Annotated in this window: 17 protein-coding genes and 1 riboswitch; of the genes, 8 read left to right on the top strand and 9 right to left on the bottom strand. The window is 66.7% G+C overall.

Annotation, left to right across the window (positions count from 1 at the left end; all coding sequences use genetic code 11):
* Nucleotides 1-3: 3 nt before the first annotated feature.
* The 3 genes from ACOAPY_RS03695 to nrdR form a co-directional block, all read right to left on the bottom strand.
* Nucleotides 4-666 (bottom strand): riboflavin synthase, encoded by a 663-nt coding sequence (locus tag ACOAPY_RS03695; protein WP_465155051.1) that lies wholly within the window; start codon nucleotides 664-666, stop codon nucleotides 4-6.
* Between the two features lie 120 nt (nucleotides 667-786).
* Nucleotides 787-931: riboswitch (FMN riboswitch) on the bottom strand.
* Between the two features lie 85 nt (nucleotides 932-1,016).
* Entirely contained in the window at nucleotides 1,017-2,132 is a 1,116-nt protein-coding gene (ribD, locus tag ACOAPY_RS03690) for a bifunctional diaminohydroxyphosphoribosylaminopyrimidine deaminase/5-amino-6-(5-phosphoribosylamino)uracil reductase RibD (RefSeq protein WP_465155050.1), read from the bottom strand.
* Entirely contained in the window at nucleotides 2,129-2,593 is a 465-nt protein-coding gene (gene nrdR / locus ACOAPY_RS03685; protein ID WP_021700999.1) for a transcriptional regulator NrdR, read from the bottom strand. The genes ribD and nrdR overlap by 4 nt, the downstream gene beginning before the upstream one ends.
* Nucleotides 2,594-2,725: 132 nt before the next feature.
* Here nrdR and ACOAPY_RS03680 point away from each other — a divergent pair, with 132 nt between their 5' ends.
* From ACOAPY_RS03680 to trxA, 3 genes are all read left to right on the top strand, one after another.
* Entirely contained in the window at nucleotides 2,726-3,181 is a 456-nt protein-coding gene (locus ACOAPY_RS03680) for a YbaY family lipoprotein (RefSeq protein ID WP_465155049.1), read from the top strand.
* On the top strand, nucleotides 3,178-3,834 hold the full coding sequence (locus ACOAPY_RS03675; protein ID WP_465155048.1) for a class I SAM-dependent methyltransferase: 657 nt from the start codon (nucleotides 3,178-3,180) through the stop codon (nucleotides 3,832-3,834). Before ACOAPY_RS03680 ends, ACOAPY_RS03675 begins: the two co-directional genes overlap by 4 nt.
* A gap of 99 nt (nucleotides 3,835-3,933) precedes the next feature.
* Nucleotides 3,934-4,806 carry a thioredoxin gene (gene trxA, locus ACOAPY_RS03670; protein WP_465155047.1) on the top strand — a complete coding sequence of 291 codons (873 nt, stop codon included), beginning with the start codon at nucleotides 3,934-3,936 and terminating at the stop codon, nucleotides 4,804-4,806.
* A gap of 130 nt (nucleotides 4,807-4,936) precedes the next feature.
* Here the strand turns inward: trxA and ACOAPY_RS03665 are convergent, their stop codons facing one another.
* Complete coding sequence (locus ACOAPY_RS03665; RefSeq protein ID WP_465155046.1) at nucleotides 4,937-5,281, bottom strand: hypothetical protein; 345 nt, start codon at nucleotides 5,279-5,281, stop codon at nucleotides 4,937-4,939.
* 112 nt (nucleotides 5,282-5,393) lie between these two features.
* Here ACOAPY_RS03665 and ACOAPY_RS03660 point away from each other — a divergent pair, with 112 nt between their 5' ends.
* The 5 genes from ACOAPY_RS03660 (at nucleotide 5,394) to ACOAPY_RS03640 (ending at nucleotide 9,407) form a co-directional block, all read left to right on the top strand.
* On the top strand, nucleotides 5,394-6,002 hold the full coding sequence (locus ACOAPY_RS03660) for a DUF2796 domain-containing protein (protein WP_465155045.1): 609 nt from the start codon (nucleotides 5,394-5,396) through the stop codon (nucleotides 6,000-6,002).
* Between the two features lie 81 nt (nucleotides 6,003-6,083).
* Nucleotides 6,084-6,791, top strand: coding sequence for an ABC transporter ATP-binding protein (locus ACOAPY_RS03655; protein ID WP_076580104.1), 708 nt, complete (start codon nucleotides 6,084-6,086; stop codon nucleotides 6,789-6,791).
* A 1-nt stretch (nucleotide 6,792) separates the two neighbouring features.
* Nucleotides 6,793-8,055 carry an ABC transporter permease gene (locus ACOAPY_RS03650; protein WP_076580102.1) on the top strand — a complete coding sequence of 421 codons (1,263 nt, stop codon included), beginning with the start codon at nucleotides 6,793-6,795 and terminating at the stop codon, nucleotides 8,053-8,055.
* Between the two features lie 8 nt (nucleotides 8,056-8,063).
* The gene (locus tag ACOAPY_RS03645) at nucleotides 8,064-8,576 is read left to right on the top strand and encodes a DUF3299 domain-containing protein (protein ID WP_465155044.1); all 513 of its coding nucleotides are present in this window, start codon (nucleotides 8,064-8,066) and stop codon (nucleotides 8,574-8,576) included.
* Nucleotides 8,577-8,711: 135 nt separating this feature from the next.
* Nucleotides 8,712-9,407, top strand: a complete 696-nt coding sequence (locus ACOAPY_RS03640) for an OmpW/AlkL family protein (RefSeq protein WP_076580099.1) — start codon at nucleotides 8,712-8,714, stop codon at nucleotides 9,405-9,407.
* 54 nt (nucleotides 9,408-9,461) lie between these two features.
* On the opposite strand, the gene ACOAPY_RS03635 is transcribed toward ACOAPY_RS03640, so the two are convergent.
* The 5 genes from ACOAPY_RS03635 to ACOAPY_RS03615 all read right to left on the bottom strand — a co-directional run bounded on the left by ACOAPY_RS03635 (nucleotide 9,462) and on the right by ACOAPY_RS03615 (nucleotide 16,786).
* On the bottom strand, nucleotides 9,462-10,391 hold the full coding sequence (locus tag ACOAPY_RS03635; protein ID WP_465155043.1) for an NAD-dependent epimerase/dehydratase family protein: 930 nt from the start codon (nucleotides 10,389-10,391) through the stop codon (nucleotides 9,462-9,464).
* A gap of 18 nt (nucleotides 10,392-10,409) precedes the next feature.
* Entirely contained in the window at nucleotides 10,410-11,294 is an 885-nt protein-coding gene (locus ACOAPY_RS03630) for a sugar nucleotide-binding protein (RefSeq protein ID WP_465155042.1), read from the bottom strand.
* A 112-nt stretch (nucleotides 11,295-11,406) separates the two neighbouring features.
* Nucleotides 11,407-13,407, bottom strand: a complete 2,001-nt coding sequence (locus tag ACOAPY_RS03625) for a neutral/alkaline ceramidase (RefSeq protein ID WP_465155041.1) — start codon at nucleotides 13,405-13,407, stop codon at nucleotides 11,407-11,409.
* A gap of 227 nt (nucleotides 13,408-13,634) precedes the next feature.
* Nucleotides 13,635-14,990 (bottom strand): DUF1329 domain-containing protein, encoded by a 1,356-nt coding sequence (locus ACOAPY_RS03620; protein ID WP_465155040.1) that lies wholly within the window; start codon nucleotides 14,988-14,990, stop codon nucleotides 13,635-13,637.
* A 14-nt stretch (nucleotides 14,991-15,004) separates the two neighbouring features.
* Nucleotides 15,005-16,786: a DUF1302 domain-containing protein gene (locus tag ACOAPY_RS03615; RefSeq protein ID WP_465155039.1), complete on the bottom strand. Its 1,782-nt coding sequence runs from the start codon at nucleotides 16,784-16,786 to the stop codon at nucleotides 15,005-15,007.
* Nucleotides 16,787-16,849 lie beyond the last annotated feature (63 nt).

Here is a 16,849-nt window from a genome sequence, read left to right as displayed (position 1 = left end):
GTCTCACTTGTTCAGGTAGCCGTGTTCGGCCAGGAAAGCTTCGCTGATGCCGGAAGCGCTGGACTCGGCGGCCTTGTCGCCGAGCAGCAGGCGTTCCAGGTAGCGCGCCAGCAGGTCCACTTCGAGGTTGACCCGGCGGCCCGGCCGATAGTCGGCCATGATGGTCTCGACCAGGGTGTGCGGCACGATGGTCAGCTCGAACTCGGCGCCGTTGACTGCATTGACCGTCAGGCTGGTGCCGTCGACGGTGATCGAGCCCTTCAGCGCAATGTACTTGGCCAGCTCGCGCGGGGCGCGCACGGCGAACTGGATGGCGCGGGCGTTATCTTCGCGCTTGATGATCTCGCCAACGCCGTCGACGTGGCCGCTGACCAGGTGGCCACCGAGGCGGGTGGTCGGGGTCAGGGCCTTCTCCAGGTTGACGCGGCTGCCGGCCTTCAAGTCGACGAAGGCGGTGCGAGTCAGGGTCTCGCGACTGACGTCGGCCCAGAAGCCGTCGCCTGGCAGCTCGACCGCGGTCAGGCACACGCCGTTGACCGCTATGCTGTCACCCAGCTTGACGTCGCCGAGGTCCAGCTTGCCGGTCTCGACGTAGACGCGCACGTCGCCGCCCTTGGGGGTGATCGCGCGGATGGTACCGATGGATTCGATTATGCCGGTGAACATGCGTCCTCCCGGTAAGTGGTGCAATGCAGCATGGACGAACTCCTGTTTTGGTCAAAAACAGGGCAATGCCGATCGATAGGGATTTTCGCGGGCGCAGACGGACGGCGCCCCGGAAGGGAATCCCGCTCTCTCTTTATCCGGACTATACCGTCGGCCCCGGAATCACACCGGGTCTGCTGTCCCTTTCGCTGGAAAGGCGCTCGCGGGCTAGACGCAGCGCGTCATTACCGCCGGTGGGGAATTTCGCCCCGCCCTGAGAACGTTGCGACCGACGAGCGGCCGCGGCTGGCTTTTTACCATATTTGCCACGCTGCTGCATGGCGGCGCTTCGATCAAACCCATCGAACGGTTCAGTGCGCCCTGGGCACGGCGGTGATGCGCCAGTCGCGCCCCACGGCGCGGATATCGCGAATCTCCAGCTCCTGTGCTTCGGCCATGCGCGCCAGCGGCCAGTCCAGCAGCGGACGGGCGCTGGAACCGAGGAACTTGGGCGCGACGAACAGCTGGAACTCATCGACCAGCCCGGCACGAGCGAAGGCGCCGGCCAGCTTGGGCCCGGCCTCTACCAGCACCTCGTTGGCACCGCGCGCGGCCAGTTCCAGCAGCAGCTTGCGCAGGTCGACATGGCCATTGCTGCCGGGCATCGCCAGCAGTTCGTGGCGCTCCTCGCTGAAGCGTTCGCGAGCGGCGGCGGCCGCGCAGGTGGCGACCAGCGCCGGGCCGACCTGGAAGAACGGCGCGCTCAGCGGTACGCGCAGGCGCCCATCGACCAGCACGCGCTGCGGCGGCCGGTCGATGGCCAGCGCGGTCAGCTCGGCATTCAGGCCCAGCTCCTCGGCCCGCACGGTCAGGCGCGCCTGGTCGGCGAGCACGGTATCGGCACCGGTGATGATCACGCTGGCGCGGGCACGCAGGCGCTGCACGGCGGCGCGCGCCTCGGGCCCGGTGATCCACTGGCTCTCGCCATTGGCCATCGCCGTGCGACCGTCCAGGCTCATGGCCAGCTTGACCCGCACATAGGGCAGGCCCTGCTCCATGCGCTTGATGAAACCGGCATTCAGTGCCCTGGCCTCGGCCTCCAGCACGCCGCTGTGCACGGCGATGCCGGCGTGCATCAGGCGCAGCAGGCCCTTGCCGGACACCTCGGGATTGGGGTCCTGCATGGCTGCCACCACCCGCGTTACGCCGGCCGCCACCAGGGCATCGGCGCAGGGCGGGGTGCGGCCGTGATGACTGCAGGGCTCCAGAGTCACGTAGGCGGTAGCGCCGCGCGCCTTGTCACCGGCCTGGCGCAAGGCATGCACCTCGGCATGCGGCTCGCCGGCCTTGGCGTGCCAGCCTTCGCCGACGATCCTGCCGTCCTGCACGATGACGCAACCGACGCGCGGGTTGGGATGGGTGGAGTAAAGCCCCTTGCGCGCCAGCTCCAGCGCGCGGGCCATGAACTGCTGGTCGGCGGCGCTCATTCTTTCGAAGGCTCGCGGGCCAGGCGCTCGATCTCCTCGCGGAACTCGTTGAGGTCCTGGAAGCGCCGGTACACCGAGGCGAAGCGGATATAGGCAACCTCGTCGAGCTTCTGCAGCTCGGTCATCACCAGCTCGCCGAGCACCCGCGACTTGATCTCGCGTTCGCCGGTGGCGCGCAGGCGGTGCTTGATGTGGGCGATCGCCTCTTCCAGGCGCTCGACGCTCACCGGACGCTTCTCCAGTGCGCGCTGCATGCCGGCGCGCAGCTTGTCCTCGTCGAACGGCTGGCGGCTGCCATCGGACTTGATCAGGCGCGGCATCACCAGCTCGGCGGTCTCGAAGGTGGTGAAGCGCTCGCCACAGGCCACGCATTCGCGGCGGCGGCGTACCTGTTCGCCCTCGGCGACCAGGCGGGAGTCGATGACCTTGGTGTCGTTGGCGGAGCAGAACGGACAGTGCATGAAGGAAAAGGCCCTACGAAACGGTGGCCCATGGTAGCGCATGGTCCCGGCAAGACAAGCCGCAGGCTTTGCGGTATACAGGCGCGCGTTTTTTGCGCTATTCCAGAATCATCTGCCGCATCGGATGCCGCCATGCCCCGCCGCCCCCTTCTCGCCTGCCTGTTCCTGCTGCTGGCCGCCTGCGCCGGCGAAGCACCCAAGCCCATGACACCGCCCGCGGCGACCAAGCCCGAAGTGGCGATCAAACCAGCCGCACCCATCGCGCAGCCGCTGCCCGCCCATCTGCGCGAGCTGCATGGCAGCCTGCTGACCCCGCCGGCCGGCAGCGACGTGGAGCTGGCCTTGCTGGTGGTGGACGAGCGCGATCGCCCGCAGCGCCTGCTGGCCAGCCAAACGCTGGCGGGTACCGGCCACGCCCTGCCCTTTCGCCTGCGCTTCGACCCGCAGCAGTTTCCCGGCGGTGCGCGAATCGAACTGCGCGCGCGCATCAGCCAGTCCGGCCGCCTGATCCTGCGCCTGCAACCGCAGCGGGTGCTGCAGGCCGACAGCCGCGATTTCGGCGCCCTGCCGCTGGTGAGCGCACCATGAACGCCCCCGCCGAACTGCAGAACGCCCTGCAACAGCTGCTCGGCGACGCCCGCCTGAGCGCCGAGACCCTGCCCGGCACCGACATCCGCCTGTGGCTGGTCGACCCGAGCAACATGGACCGCAGCTTCAGCCCGGAAGAAACCCGACGCATCCTCGAAGAGCCACCCTACTGGAGCTTCTGCTGGGCCAGCGGCCTGGCCCTGGCGCGCTGGCTGGCGGAGCGCCCCGAGTGGGTTCGCGGCAAGCGCGTACTGGACTTCGGCGCAGGCTCCGGCGTGGCGGCCATCGCGGCGGCCAAGGCCGGCGCGACCGAGGTGGTGGCCTGCGACCTCGACCCGCTGGCCATCGAATCCTGCCGCGCCAACGCCGCGCTGAACGGCGTCGAGCTGAGCTATTCGCTGGACTTCTTCAGCGAGGAAGACCGCTTCGATCTGATCATCGTCGCCGACGTGCTCTATGACCGCGCCAACCTGCCGCTGCTGGATGCCTTTCTCAGTCGTGGCCAGGAGGCGCTGGTGGCCGACTCGCGGGTCAAGGATTTCCAGCACCCGCGCTACACCCGCCTGGGCCTGCTGGAGGCCTGCACCTGGCCGGACCTGGCCGAGCCGGCGGAATTCCGTAACGTCAGCCTGTACCACGCCAAGCGCGGCTAACACTCCCCTCTCCCGAAAACGGGAGGGGGGGACTGCTTGTATCCGAGCCCTACCGCCCGCATTTATAGTTCCAGTCTTTCGCCCCTCCCGAGAGTGATCATGAGCGATACCCCCTACATCTTCGACGTCTCCGGTGCCGCCAATTTCGAGCAGCTGGTGATCCAGAACTCCTTCCACAAGCCGGTGCTAGTCGATTTCTGGGCCGAGTGGTGCGCGCCGTGCAAGGCGCTGATGCCGCTACTGGCGAAGATCACCGAGGAGTTCCGTGGCGAGCTGCTGCTGGCCAAGGTCGACTGCGATGCCGAGCAGGACATCGTGATGCGCTTCGGTATCCGCAGCCTGCCGACCGTGGTGCTGTTCAAGGACGGCCAGCCGGTCGACGGTTTCGCCGGCGCCCAGCCGGAGTCGGCCATCCGCGAAATGCTCAAGCCGCATGTGGCGGAGCCGGCGCCGCTGGCCGCCGATCCGCTGGAGACGGCCCAGGCGCTGTTCGCCGAGGAGCGCTTCGGCGAGGCCGAGGCCCTGCTCAAGCAGGTGCTGACCGAGAACAACGAGAACGGCGCGGCGCTGATCCTCTACGCCCGCTGCCTGGCCGAACGCGGCGAGCTGGGCGAAGCCGAGGCAGTACTGAACGCGGTCAAGGGCGACGAGCACAAGCAGGCCCTGGCCGGCGCCAAGGCCCAGCTGACCTTCCTGCGCCAGGCCGCCAGCCTGCCGGATGGCGCCGAGCTGAAGAGCCGCCTGGCGCAGAACCCGGACGACGACGAGGCCAGCTACCAGCTGGCGGTGCAGCAGTTGGCGCGCCAGCAGTACGAGGCGGCGCTGGACGGCCTGCTCAAGCTGTTCGTGCGCAACCGCGCCTTCCAGGAAGGCCTGCCGCACAAGACCCTGCTGCAGGTGTTCGACCTGCTCGGCAACGATCACCCGCTGGTCACCCTGTACCGCCGCAAGCTCTACCAGGCCATCTACTGATGGCCCCCTCCGCCTGCTGCTGCGCGTACGCTACGGCAAATGCGACGCCCAGCAGGCGGTGTTCAATGCCCGGCAGCCACCGAACTCTATCGCGCTGTGTTCGGCAGTTACCAGGCGGGTTAACCCGCGCCTAGCCGATCCAGCGATACAGCGGCGCCGCATCGCCGCTTTCCACCTGCACCTGGGGGCAGTGGCGCAGGCGCACCAGCAGGCGCTTGCCGGCCGCCTCACTGCCAGCCAGGGCCGCCAGCTCGCCGAGCAACTGCGGCCCCTCAAGGGAACCTGCCGCCTGTAACAGCTGCTGCGCCTGCAACCATAGGTCGTCAGCGGCTTGTGCCGCCGACTGCATACGGGGGGCACCCGCCGCTGACTCCTGCGGCGGCAGGTGCGCCGCCAGTTGCGCCCAGTCCTCGGCATCCATCTCCACTGTCAGGTCTACCGGCCAGTCGCCGACCCGCCCCTTGATTCGCAGCATTTTCGCTCTCCCGAACATCCAGCCCGCATGCTGCCATGCGTCCCGAGGCTGGCCAATCGCCGCGCACAAGTGTTACAACATAACCTAACAATCCATCACCGGAGTCCGCCCCATGCGCCGTATCCTGCTCGCCCTGCCTCTCGCCCTGCTGCCGCTGACCATCGCCCAGGCCGCCAGCCACGAGCACGATCATGATCACGCCCACGAGGAACACGGCAGCCTGGGCAAGCACGAGCACGGCGTGGCGAGCCTCAACGTGGCCCTGGATGGCCAGACCCTGGAGATCCAGCTGGAAAGCCCGGCCATGAACCTGGTCGGTTTCGAGCACGAGGCCAAGAGCGACGCCGACAAGGCCAAGGTCGCCGCCGCACGCCAGCACCTGGAGCAGCCGCAGGCACTGTTTGCCCTGCCCGCCGAGGCCAAGTGCGTGGTGCAGGAAAGCACACTGGAGAGCCCGCTGTTCGCCGGGCACGAGCACGAGCACGAGCACGAGCACGAGCACGAGCACGAGCATCATGACCACAGCGACGAACATGGTCATAGCGATATCGATGCCAGCTACCGCTTCGTTTGCGCCAATGCCGGGGCATTGCAGACCCTGGACCTGGGCAGCTTCTTCAGCACCTTCCCGGCCACGGAAAAACTGGAAGTGCAACTGATCGGCCCAAGCGGCCAGCAGGGTACTGAGCTGACGCCGAAACAGTCGCGCCTGAGTTTCTGAAACACTCCGGCGCATCCTTGCGGGTGCGCCACCGCTCTCCTTGCCTTTAAGCTGTCGCCTTTCCCGACTCGCGGAACGTCCATGTCCGACGCACTGATCGAACTCACCGACCTGGGCTTTGCCTGGCCCGGCCAGGCCGAGCTGCTGGATATCCCACGCTTCACCCTGCGCCGTGGCGAAAGCCTGTTCCTCAAGGGCCCCAGCGGTAGTGGCAAGACCACCCTGCTCGGCCTGCTCGGCGGCGTGCAGAAGCCTGGCCGCGGCTGCCTGAAGCTGCTCGGCCAGGAGTTGGCGCAGATGTCCTCCGGCGCGCGCGACCGCTTCCGCGTCGACCATACCGGCTACATCTTCCAGCAGTTCAACCTGCTGCCCTTCCTCTCGGTACGCGAAAACGTCGAATTGCCCTGCCGCTTCTCGCAGAGTCGCGCCCGCCGCGCCAGCGAGCGTCACGGCAGCGTCGATAAAGCCGCTGCCCAGCTGCTGCAGCACCTGGGCCTGAAGGCCGAGCTGCTCGAGCGGCGCGCCGATTCGCTGTCGATCGGCCAGCAGCAACGGGTGGCCGCCGCCCGTGCACTGATCGGCCAGCCGGAGCTGGTGATCGCCGATGAGCCCACCTCGGCACTGGATCACGACGCCCGCGAGGCCTTCCTCCAGCTGCTGTTCGCCGAATGCCGCGCCGCAGGCGCCAGCCTGCTGTTCGTCAGCCACGACCAGAGCCTGGCACCGCTGTTCGACCGCAGCCTGTCGCTGGCCGAACTGAACCGCGCGACCAAACCGGCGGAGGTCTGACATGCATTTATTACGCATCGCCCTGGCCAGCCTGGCCAACCGCCGCTTCACCGCCCTGCTCACGGTGTTCGCCATTGCCCTCTCGGTATGCCTGCTGCTGGCCGTCGAGCGGGTGCGTACCGAGGCGCGCGCCAGCTTCGCCAGCACCATCAGCGGCACCGACCTGATCGTCGGCGCCCGTTCGGGCAGCGTGAACCTGCTGCTGTACTCGGTGTTCCGCATCGGCAACGCCACCAACAACATCCGTTGGGACAGCTTCGAGACGCTGGCCAAACACCCGCAGGTGAAGTGGGCCATCCCCCTGTCGCTGGGCGACTCGCACCGCGGCTACCGGGTACTCGGCACCGACACCGGTTACTTCGACCACTACCGCTATGGCCGCGGCCAGCCGCTGCAGCTGGCGCAGGGCAAGCCCTTCGCCGACCTGTTCGATGTCGTGCTCGGCGCGGAAGTGGCCGACGCACTCAAGTACCAGCTCGGCGAGCAGATTGTCCTGGCCCACGGCGTGGCCACCGTCAGCCTGACCCAGCATGACGACAAGCCGTTCCGCGTGGTCGGCATCCTCGCCCGCACCGGCACGCCGGTGGACCGCACCCTGCACATCTCGCTGGCCGGCATGGAGGCACTGCACGTCGACTGGCAGAACGGCATGCCCGCGCGCGGCAACGCCAAGGTCTCGGCCGAGCAGGCGCGCGACATGCACCTGCAGCCCAAGGCGATCACCGCCGTCCTGCTCGGCCTGAAGAGCAAGGTCGCGACCTTTGCCGTGCAACGCCAGGTCAACGAGTACCGTGGCGAACCGCTGCTGGCGATCCTCCCCGGCGTGGCCCTGCAGGAACTGTGGAGCCTGATGGGCACCGCGGAGAAGGCGCTGTTCGTGGTCTCGCTGTTCGTCGTGCTGACCGGCCTGATCGGCATGCTCACGGCCATCCTCACCAGCCTCAACGAACGTCGCCGCGAGATGGCTATCCTGCGTTCGGTCGGCGCGCGCCCCTGGCATATCGCCGGGCTGCTGGTGCTGGAGGCCCTGACCCTGGCCCTGGCCGGCGCAGCGCTGGGCCTGGCCCTGCTGTATGGCGGCATCGCCGCCAGCCAGGGTTGGGTGCAGGCGCAGTACGGTCTGTACCTGCCACTGGCATTGCCCAGCGCCTATGAGTGGAGCCTGCTCGGCGCTATTCTGGGCGCCGCCCTGCTGATGGGCGCGGTGCCGGCCTGGCGCGCCTATCGGCAGTCGCTGGCCGACGGCCTGTCCATTCGTCTGTGAGGTTACCCATGCATCAACTGCTGTTCGCCCTGCTGCTCGCCTTCACTTCCCCGTTGTGGGCGGCGGAGCCCCGCGAACTGACCTGGATGCAGATGGTTCCGCCCGACGCACCGCCACCGCAGATGCAACAGGCCCCGATGCATGACCTGTCGCAGCTGGCTGATGCGCTGGCCGCCGAGAATGCCCCGGCAGCCCAGCAGGCCGAGCCTGATGCGCCGGTGGTCAGTGAACTCGACGGCCAGCAGGTCAAGCTGCCCGGCTACATCGTGCCGCTGAACGTGACCGAGGAAGGCCGGGTCACGGAGTTTCTCTTCGTTCCCTATTTCGGCGCCTGCATTCACGTACCGCCACCACCGTCCAACCAGATCGTGCATGTCACAAGCGAGCTCGGCGTGCTGATGGATGCGCTCTACCAGCCTTTCTGGATCGAGGGTCCGCTGAAGGTTGCGGCGGTCAGCAGCGAGATGGGGAACGCCGGCTACCAGATGGCCGCCGAGAAGATCTACCCCTACGAAATGTAGCGCGCCGGTGCGCCAGATTGCCGCACCAGGAAATCCAACAACAGCCCCAGCTATTGAGCTGGGTCAAGAAGTGCACAGGCGACCTTGCCGACAATCCACTCAGCCAACACATCCTAAAACTGATTGGAGCACACCATGCGCAAGTCCCTGCTGACCGCATCCCTTCTCGCCCTTGCCGTTGCGGCGCCGATGGCGCAGGCCTTCGAGGCGGGTGACATCATCGTTCGTGCCGGCGCCATCACTGTCGACCCGCAGGAAGACAGCAGCGAGCTGAAAGTCGGCGGCGCCGACGTCGCTGGCACCAAGGCCACCCTGGACAGCGACACCCAGCTGGGCCTGAACTTCGCCTACATGATCACCAACAACATCGGCATCGAGCTGCTGGCCGCCACCCCGTTCAGCCACAGCGTGGGCCTGAAAGGCGTCGACGCTGCCCTGGGCACTCCGGCCGGCACCATCGACGGCAGCTTCGGCGACATCAAGCACCTGCCGCCGACCCTCAGCGCCGTGTACTACCCGCTGGACAGCCAGTCGGCCTTCCAGCCCTACGTGGGCCTGGGCATCAACTACACCATCTTCTTCGACGAAGAGCTGAGCAGCCGCCAGAAGGACAACGGTTTCAGCAACCTGGAGCTGGATGACTCCTGGGGCCTGGCCTACCAGATCGGCATGGACTACATGCTCAGCGACAACCTGCTGCTCAACGCCCAGGTGCGCTACATCGACATCGACACCGAGGCCACCGTTGAGCACAACGCGCTGGGCAAGGTCAAAGTCGACGTCGACGTCGACCCGTTCGTCTACATGATCGGCCTGGGCTACAAGTTCTAAGCCGCCCACCCACAAAAAAGCCCCGCCAGTGCGGGGCTTTTTTGTGCGCGCGATTCAGCGCCCCAGCAGCCGCGCCAGGCCCTGCGCCAGCGGCGTGGCTGCACCCAGCTGAAAGCGCTGACGCAGCAGCGTGCTGTCCGCCCGGGAATGGCGAATATCGCCTGGGCGCGCCTCGCCGTAGGTCACGTCCGGCAGACTGCCGAGCACCTGGCGCACGGCCTCCAGCAGTTGATTGAGGCTGATCGACTGACTGTGGCCCACGTTCACCGCGCCGGGCTGCACCTGCTCATTGAACAGCCCCTGCACCAGCAGCGGCACCAGGTCGTCGATGTAGAAGAAATCACGGGTCTGCTCACCGTCGCCGAAGACGGTGATCGGCCGACCGGCCAGGGCCCGCTCGGTGAAGATGCTGATCACCCCGGAGTACGGCGAAGACGGGTCCTGACGCGGGCCGAAGATGTTGAAGAAACGGAAGATCGCCGGCTCCAGCCCATGTTGGCGGCGGTAGAAGTCCAGGTAGTACTCGCTGGCCAGCTTGTCCGAGGCATAGGGCGTGAGCGGCGCCTTGGGCGTGTCCTCGGTCACCGCCACGCCTTCACCGTTGTTGCCGTAGACCGCGGCACTCGAGGCAAACAACACCCGGCGCACACCGGCCTCGCGCATGGCCTCGCACAGGTTCAGGGTGCCGACGAAGTTGCTCTGGTGCGTGCTTACCGGATCGTCCACCGAGGCCTGCACCGAGGCCACGGCGGCCAGGTGCGCCACCGCGCTGCAACCGATCACGGCACGGCGCAGCAGCGCCGCATCGGCCACGTCACCCTCGATCAGTTCGACACGCGGGTCCTGCAGCGGCAGGTTGGCGGGCTTGCCGGTGGACAGGTTGTCCAGCACGCGTACCCGGTGGCCGGCGGCCAGCAGGGCATCGCACAGGTGGGAGCCAATGAAGCCGGCGCCGCCGGTAACCAGAATCAGGGAGTCGGACATACGGTTCTCGAAAACGTATCAGGCGTGGCGGTAGTAGCGATCAAGCAGAGCCGGCAACCCCGAGCGCCAGGCACGGGGCTTGATGCCGAAGGTATGCAGGATCTTCTTGCAGGCCAGCACGGCGTGCTGCGGTTCGTCGGCGGCGTCACTGCGGGCGGCGTGCGCCTGGGCGCCCACCTCCTGTACCTGCAGCGCCTGCAGCTGGCGCGCTTCGGCCAGCACGGCCTGGCCCAGGGCCAGGGGGGTAGTGGCCTCATGGCCACCGTAATGATAGATGCCCCACAGCGGTGTCTGGCAGTCGAGTTGCTTGAGCACCGCGAGTATCACCCGCGCGGCATCGTCCACCGGCGTCGGGTTGCCGCGCCGGTCATCGGCCATCAGCAGTTCCTGCCCCTGCTCGGCACGCCGCAGGAAGCGGCCCAGCACGCCCTCTGCGCTGCTGTCGAGCAGCCAGCCAAAGCGCAACAGCACATGCCGCGGGCAGGTCGCACGCACGCACTGTTCGATGCGCAGCAGGGCCTGGCCGCGCAGCCCCAGAGGCACGGGTTCGTCCTTTTCGCTGTAGGCGGTAGCCCGCGAACCATCGAAGACCCGGTAACTGGAGGGCTGCAGCAGAATTACGCCATGGTGCTGACACAGCTCGGCCAGACGCTCAACGGCGCGTTCCTGGCGGGCAAAGCGTTGCGCATCGAATCCTTCGGCCTGGAACCAGTCGAAGTAGTAGGCCAGGTTGATCACCGCATCGGGGCGGGTCTCATCGAGCAGCAACGTCAGGCTGGCGGTGTCCCAGCCCCCTTCGGGCGGACGTGGAGCCAGGAAGCCGATGTCCTCCTCGGCCCCCTGACGCACCAACGCCTGACCCAGGGCATTACCCCCACCCAGCAACAACAGCCGCATTCGCATAGTTCAGCACAGGACCCGAGAAACTGACCGAGGCCCCGGCCGCCGGGGCGGCGGGGCGAAAGTCGGCATTCTGCGGGTTTCGCGGCGGCACGTCACTACCGCACGGGGCCGGCTACTGGACGATGAAGCTGCGGCTGGCGCCGGAGAAGGCGCTGATCCTGCCGGTGACCGGCGCCTTGCTGTCGCCATAGTGGACCAGACGGTACTCGCCGGCCGGCGTTCCGGCGGGAATGGTCCAGCGCAGCGTGGCCTGCGAGGTGCCCCAGAAGCCATCCTTGCGCAGCCAGTGGTACTGGGTGCTCCAGTCGTTGTCGCGGGCCACCACCTGCCAGGCGCCGTTCACCTTGCGCTGCACTTCGAGGAAGGTGCTCTCGGTACGCAGGTTGTTGCGCGGGTGCCCGGTCCAGAACACCGCCTGCACCGTATCGCCTATGCGGTACTGAGCATTCGCGTCGCTGACCACCTGGCCGAAGCGTTTGCCCACGGGAGGGTTGTCGTAGACCACGCCGGTGACGAAGTTGTGCTGGTCGTTGCGCAGATCACGCGGCACCAGGGTACTGATCACCGCCTGCTGGTCGCGCAGCGCCACCGCCAGGTCGTGGAACACCTGCTGGTAGGCAGCCAGGGTCCAGCGTCCGAAGTGGGTGGAACCGCCCTCGTAATGCTGCTTGTCGTACTCCTCGGCCGTGGTGACGTAGCCCGCGTAGGCATTGGACAGACCGGCCACGACCAGCAGCTGGTCATTGCCCAGTACCCCGCGCACCGTCTCGCGCAGACGCCGGCCGGACATCACGGTGAATTCGCCGGGCACCGCCAGCAGGGCGAACTGGCCGATACGCAGAATCGAAGTGGGCAACACCTCGGGACTCCAGGGGTAGGGCTTGAACGCGCTTTGCTGAAGGATGATCGGCTTGGGCGCCTGGCAGGCGATATCCGCCTCGGTCGGCGGCGTCAGCACCTGGGTGATCAGGTTGAGCAGCGGATTGGTCTCCACCGTACCCTCGCCGACGTCCTCCAGCCCTCGTCCATCCTCGGTGCCGGCGGCGAAGGCATAGCCCAGCGCGGCGTTGCAGGTCTGCCGCGACTGGCCAGCGCCGAACTCCGGGCGCACGCGGATTCTCGAGTAATCGTTGTACTGGTGACGGAAGTCGACACCACCGACCAGTTGCTGACTGGCCCCCTGGTAGAGCTGCAGCGCCTTGTCGAACTGACGGTCGCCGATGATCTCGGTGTTGCGCAGCTGGTCCTGGGTCGGGCCGGTACCGTCGAGGTTGAGGTTGGGCGTGGTGTCGGCATGGTTGCTCTGGGCGAAGGAGGCGACGAAGTCAGGGTTGCCCTGGGCCTTGGCCAGCTCCTCGAAGCGCCACTCGGCGCGGCCCTTGTTGTCGCTGGTGAGCAGGGTGTTGCTCTTGTTCATCGACACCGGGTGTACGGCGAACCAGCTGATCATGCCGGCATCACGCTCGCCCTGGCGCAGGCGCAGCACGATCATCTCCGGGTCCACCGAGGTGCCGTAGCGGGCACGCTCCTCGGCCGGGTTGTTGTCGTAGGCCGGTTGCGAGCGGTTGATGCTGGCATTGTGCAGTTCGCCGCGATTGACCAGCACATGGCCGGGCTGCAGGTTGGCATGCGCCTCGGCAATGGCGGCCACGATGCCGTTCACCTGCGCCTCGAAGTTCTCCTTGATGAAGCCGAAGATGGTCACGTTGTACAGCGCATAGTGCGACTGACCGCCGGCGGCGCCGTGGGTATGAGTGGCGCTGAGGACCACGTTGCCCTCGTTGTAGCGCTCGCCGAAGCGCCGACGCAGGCGTTCGATCACCGCCTGGTTGACCGACTGGAACAGCGCGCCGGCATCCACGTTGACGAACACCACCGCGCGCTCGCTGCCAGGCTCGGCAACGATGTAGGCACGCGCGTACTGGCGGTTGTGGATGCCGCTGCTTTTCTGCGCGGGGTCGGCATAGCCCATCATGCCGACCTCGGCGGCGGCACCAGTGACGTCATGCTTGCCGACGCCAATCAGGTAGTTGTCGCTGTAGGCCTGGACGGCCAGGGACAGAACGCTGCCCAGAAACGCGAGCAGCAGTGTGGCGATTCTCCTTGTTTTCATGTTTCAGCACCTCGAGCCGGAGGCTCTTGCAAGAACTGCAATCGGTGGCTTGAACTCAGCCGGTGGGTTTCTCGGTCGGCCCGGTTTGCGACGGCAATGCTCCGCCCTGCGGCGAGGCCGCAAGCCCGAACCCCCAAGGTGGAAAAGCGTCAGGTTCCCTCTCCCGTGAACGAGAGGGTCAGGAAGATGCAGGCCCCTCTCCCACAAGCGGGAGAGGGGCGTAACGATTACTGCGTGCCTTTGCGACGCAGGCTGGCCGGGGTGAAGTAGCTCTCCGGCGGGGCCGCCAGGAGGAACTGGCGCGGCGCCTTCTCGTTGTTGCGCAGGCCCAGGGCCGAATAGCTGCGGGCGATCAGGTCATGGAACACCAGATTGACCGGCGCGATGGTCGGCACCTCATAGGCGTTCTTGCTGAAGGCCAGGTTGACGTGCCACAGCTCGCCACGCGCATCGTAGTTTTCCACCATCAGGGCGTACCAGCTGTCCTCGTCCAGGTAGAAGCGGCGCTTGGCATGCACATGGCGCTGGCCCGGGCGCAAAGTGGCCTCGACCACCCAGACACGGTGCATCTCCCAGCGGGTCAGGTCAGGGTTGAGATGCCCCGGCTTGATCAGCTCCTCCAGCTTGCGTCCCGGCTGCTCCATCGCATAGTTGTGGTAGGGCACCAGCAGCGCCTGCTTGCCGACCAGCTTCCAGTCGTAGCGGTCGGTGGCGCCGTTGTACATGTCGGTGTCGTCGGCGTAGATGCCGTCGATCGGCGTGTCGTAGGCCAGGGTCGGCGCGCGGCGCACGCGGCGCTGGCCGGGGTTGTAGATCCACGCCGAACGCGGCTCGGCCACCTGGTCGATGGGCTCGTGCACCAGCAGCGCGCGCCCGACATCACGCGACGGCGGCAACAGCTCGCTGGCATAGGCATACAGCTGGTTGTCCAGGCTGCCGGCGTCCTTCTGCGGGTTGTAGTAGTTGGACAGCAGCTGGATGCGTTCGCGCAGGATCGAGTAGCTGCCGCTGGCGGTGACCTGGGCGGTGATGGCCACTTCGTCGATGTAGCGCCCCTGCCAGCGGGCGATGTGGTTCCAGATCGCCTCGCGACCGTCCGCCGGAATCGGGAAGGGAATGCCGGCATAGGCGCCCTGCAGACCATTGCCACCATCGGCCAGGTTAGCCTGCTCGGCGTTGCGCCGAGTGTTGGCGTAGATCTCCTGCGGCGCCGCAAAGCTGCGGTGGCTGGGGTAGACCGGCACCTTGAAGGTCTGCGGGTAGGCCTTGAGCAGCGCCTTGACCCCCTGGCTTAGGTTGGCCTCGTCGGCCGCCATGTTCTGTACATCGATCACCCGCAGCGGCTGCTCGCCGGCGAAGGGGTCGACATGGAAGCTGCCCGGTCCGCCGTAGCCGGCCGGCGCCTGGGTCAGGCCACCCGTCCAGTCGGGGATGCCCTTGGCGGGGTCGCCCTGACGCTCGGCACCGAAGGGTGTGAGGGGGCCGTCCAACTGGGCCGCCTGCTCGGCACTGACCTTGGCCTGGGCAGCCAAGGGCAGCAGGGCGAACAGAAGGGTCGCGGCGCTCAAAGCGGTTCTAGTCATGGTGATCCCTGCCATCAGAAGGAGTAGGAGACATTGAGGGCGACGTGGTCGCGGTCGATCAGCGCGTTGTCCTTGCGCGCGCCCCAGAACGAGGTGTAGGCCAGCTTGCCGGCCAGCTTCTGGCCGTACTTGGCGCCCAGCTCGAGGGTGGCCGACTTGCGCCCCTGGATGAAGTTCTCGTTGAGCGAGGGCGAGGTGCCGGAGACGTCCTGGCGGAAGGTGATGGCCGGCAACAGGTCGAAGTTCGGCTTGACGTCCTGGATCAGGCCGGAGACGTTCAACGTGTAGCCCCAGGCGAAGGAGTCCAGGTACTCGTAGTTGACCGAGTCCAGCAGGCTGCCCGGCACATGGTTGAAGGCCGCCTCGCCCAGCACGATGAGATCGTCCAGACCGACCACCGGGCCGAAGCTGTGGATGGCCGAGATTGAGCCGGTATACAGCTCGTCACGCTTGTACAGGTCGATGCTGCGCCGTGGGTCGTTGGCCGAGCCGTCACCGAACTCGCCCAGGTCGATGCTGCCACCGCTGGCGCCACCACCGCCCAGGGCGCTGCCGGCCAGGGTCTCCAGTTCGTAGATCATCGACGGCTCGAGCGGCGCATTGGGCCGGTAGGTCAGCTCGCCCGCCAGGCTGGTGTCGCCCACGGTGCCGGACACGCTGAGGCCGAACAGGCGGATGTCCTCGGGGTAGATGAAGTCGTAGTAGGTGCTGTCGAGCAGGGCCAGGCCATCGACCGTGGCGTCGAGCCCGAAGCCGCAGAGATCGCTGAACTGCCCGGCCTGGCCGGTACTGCAGGCAAAGGAGCGGCCCTTCTGGATGCGCAAGAAGGGCACCTTGCTGTGGTAGTTGAGGTAATAGAGGCTGAACTCGGTGTTGTTCCAGTCCTCCATCAGGTAGCGCAGCGCCATGCCGAACTGGCCATCGTCGCGGGCATCATGGGCGCTACCGTAACGCGCGCCAGCGACGATGCCGTTCTCTCCGTTGATTCCGGGCACCAGCTCGGCCAGATCGCCCAGCTCGCTGCGCAGGTCCACCAGCACGCCGTTGCTGCCCTTGCCGAAGTAGTCCTGGTTGTTGAGGAAGGCGCCGGTGGGAATCAGCTCGTGGCCCTTCCACTCCAGGCCGTAGAAGGCCTCGATGTTGAAGGCATCGGTCAGGCCGAGCTGACCGGAGATCATGTTGGTCGGCAGCAGTGCGTCCTTCAGGCTGGCGTTGGGCAGCACCACGCGGCCGATATCCACCGGGTTGATCACGTTGATGCCGTCGGCGTAGTAGATGCCCTCGCCCCAGTTGATCACCTGGCGGCCGAAACGCAAGCTGTAGGGCATCTCGCCGGCATAGCGGTTGGTGTAGAGGTAGGCGTCGAGCAGGCGAGCACGATGGCCGGCGCGGTTGCGCAGGTCCGAGGGGTAGCGCTCGTCGCTGTCGGTATTGTGGGTGGCGAAGCGATCCCCGCTGGGATCGTTGTCCATGATCTGGGTGTCGTACCAGGCGGTGCCGCGCACGAACAGGCCGTCCTGCTCGGTGCGCACGTGCAGCTCGGACGTCAGCTTGAACTCGTTGGAAACGAAACCGGTGTCGTAGTACTCGCTGCCATCGTTGTTGTTGGCAAAGATGTTCTGCCCGCCGCGCTCGATGCGCTCGGGCGAGGAGGTGCGATACACCGAGGTGAACTCGGCGACGCTCTCCAGCGAGGTGGTGACATTGGGCCCGGTATCGATCTCGAAGGCCTGGGCCTGCATCCCCCAGATTCCTATCCCGACTGCCAGCGCTATCTTGCTCTTGTTATGCGACATGCTGCTGTCCCCTAGCGGTTGTGAAGCGAAACTAGCCGACTTGCGAAAACCTCCATGGGGCCG

It is taken from the genome of Pseudomonas stagnisoli (assembly GCF_048595745.1).
Lineage (GTDB): Bacteria > Pseudomonadota > Gammaproteobacteria > Pseudomonadales > Pseudomonadaceae > Aquipseudomonas > Aquipseudomonas alcaligenes_A.
This window is presented reverse-complemented; position numbering and strand designations above follow the sequence as displayed.

Coding starts and splice junctions, on each gene's coding strand:
- ACOAPY_RS03695 (WP_465155051.1), bottom strand. CDS start 666: ATGTTCACCGGCATAATCGAATCCATCGGTACCATCCGCGCGATCACC.
- ribD (WP_465155050.1), bottom strand. CDS start 2,132: ATGAGCGCCGCCGACCAGCAGTTCATGGCCCGCGCGCTGGAGCTGGCG.
- nrdR (WP_021700999.1), bottom strand. CDS start 2,593: ATGCACTGTCCGTTCTGCTCCGCCAACGACACCAAGGTCATCGACTCC.
- ACOAPY_RS03680 (WP_465155049.1), top strand. CDS start 2,726: ATGCCCCGCCGCCCCCTTCTCGCCTGCCTGTTCCTGCTGCTGGCCGCC.
- ACOAPY_RS03675 (WP_465155048.1), top strand. CDS start 3,178: ATGAACGCCCCCGCCGAACTGCAGAACGCCCTGCAACAGCTGCTCGGC.
- trxA (WP_465155047.1), top strand. CDS start 3,934: ATGAGCGATACCCCCTACATCTTCGACGTCTCCGGTGCCGCCAATTTC.
- ACOAPY_RS03665 (WP_465155046.1), bottom strand. CDS start 5,281: ATGCTGCGAATCAAGGGGCGGGTCGGCGACTGGCCGGTAGACCTGACA.
- ACOAPY_RS03660 (WP_465155045.1), top strand. CDS start 5,394: ATGCGCCGTATCCTGCTCGCCCTGCCTCTCGCCCTGCTGCCGCTGACC.
- ACOAPY_RS03655 (WP_076580104.1), top strand. CDS start 6,084: ATGTCCGACGCACTGATCGAACTCACCGACCTGGGCTTTGCCTGGCCC.
- ACOAPY_RS03650 (WP_076580102.1), top strand. CDS start 6,793: ATGCATTTATTACGCATCGCCCTGGCCAGCCTGGCCAACCGCCGCTTC.
- ACOAPY_RS03645 (WP_465155044.1), top strand. CDS start 8,064: ATGCATCAACTGCTGTTCGCCCTGCTGCTCGCCTTCACTTCCCCGTTG.
- ACOAPY_RS03640 (WP_076580099.1), top strand. CDS start 8,712: ATGCGCAAGTCCCTGCTGACCGCATCCCTTCTCGCCCTTGCCGTTGCG.
- ACOAPY_RS03635 (WP_465155043.1), bottom strand. CDS start 10,391: ATGTCCGACTCCCTGATTCTGGTTACCGGCGGCGCCGGCTTCATTGGC.
- ACOAPY_RS03630 (WP_465155042.1), bottom strand. CDS start 11,294: ATGCGAATGCGGCTGTTGTTGCTGGGTGGGGGTAATGCCCTGGGTCAG.
- ACOAPY_RS03625 (WP_465155041.1), bottom strand. CDS start 13,407: ATGAAAACAAGGAGAATCGCCACACTGCTGCTCGCGTTTCTGGGCAGC.
- ACOAPY_RS03620 (WP_465155040.1), bottom strand. CDS start 14,990: ATGACTAGAACCGCTTTGAGCGCCGCGACCCTTCTGTTCGCCCTGCTG.
- ACOAPY_RS03615 (WP_465155039.1), bottom strand. CDS start 16,786: ATGTCGCATAACAAGAGCAAGATAGCGCTGGCAGTCGGGATAGGAATC.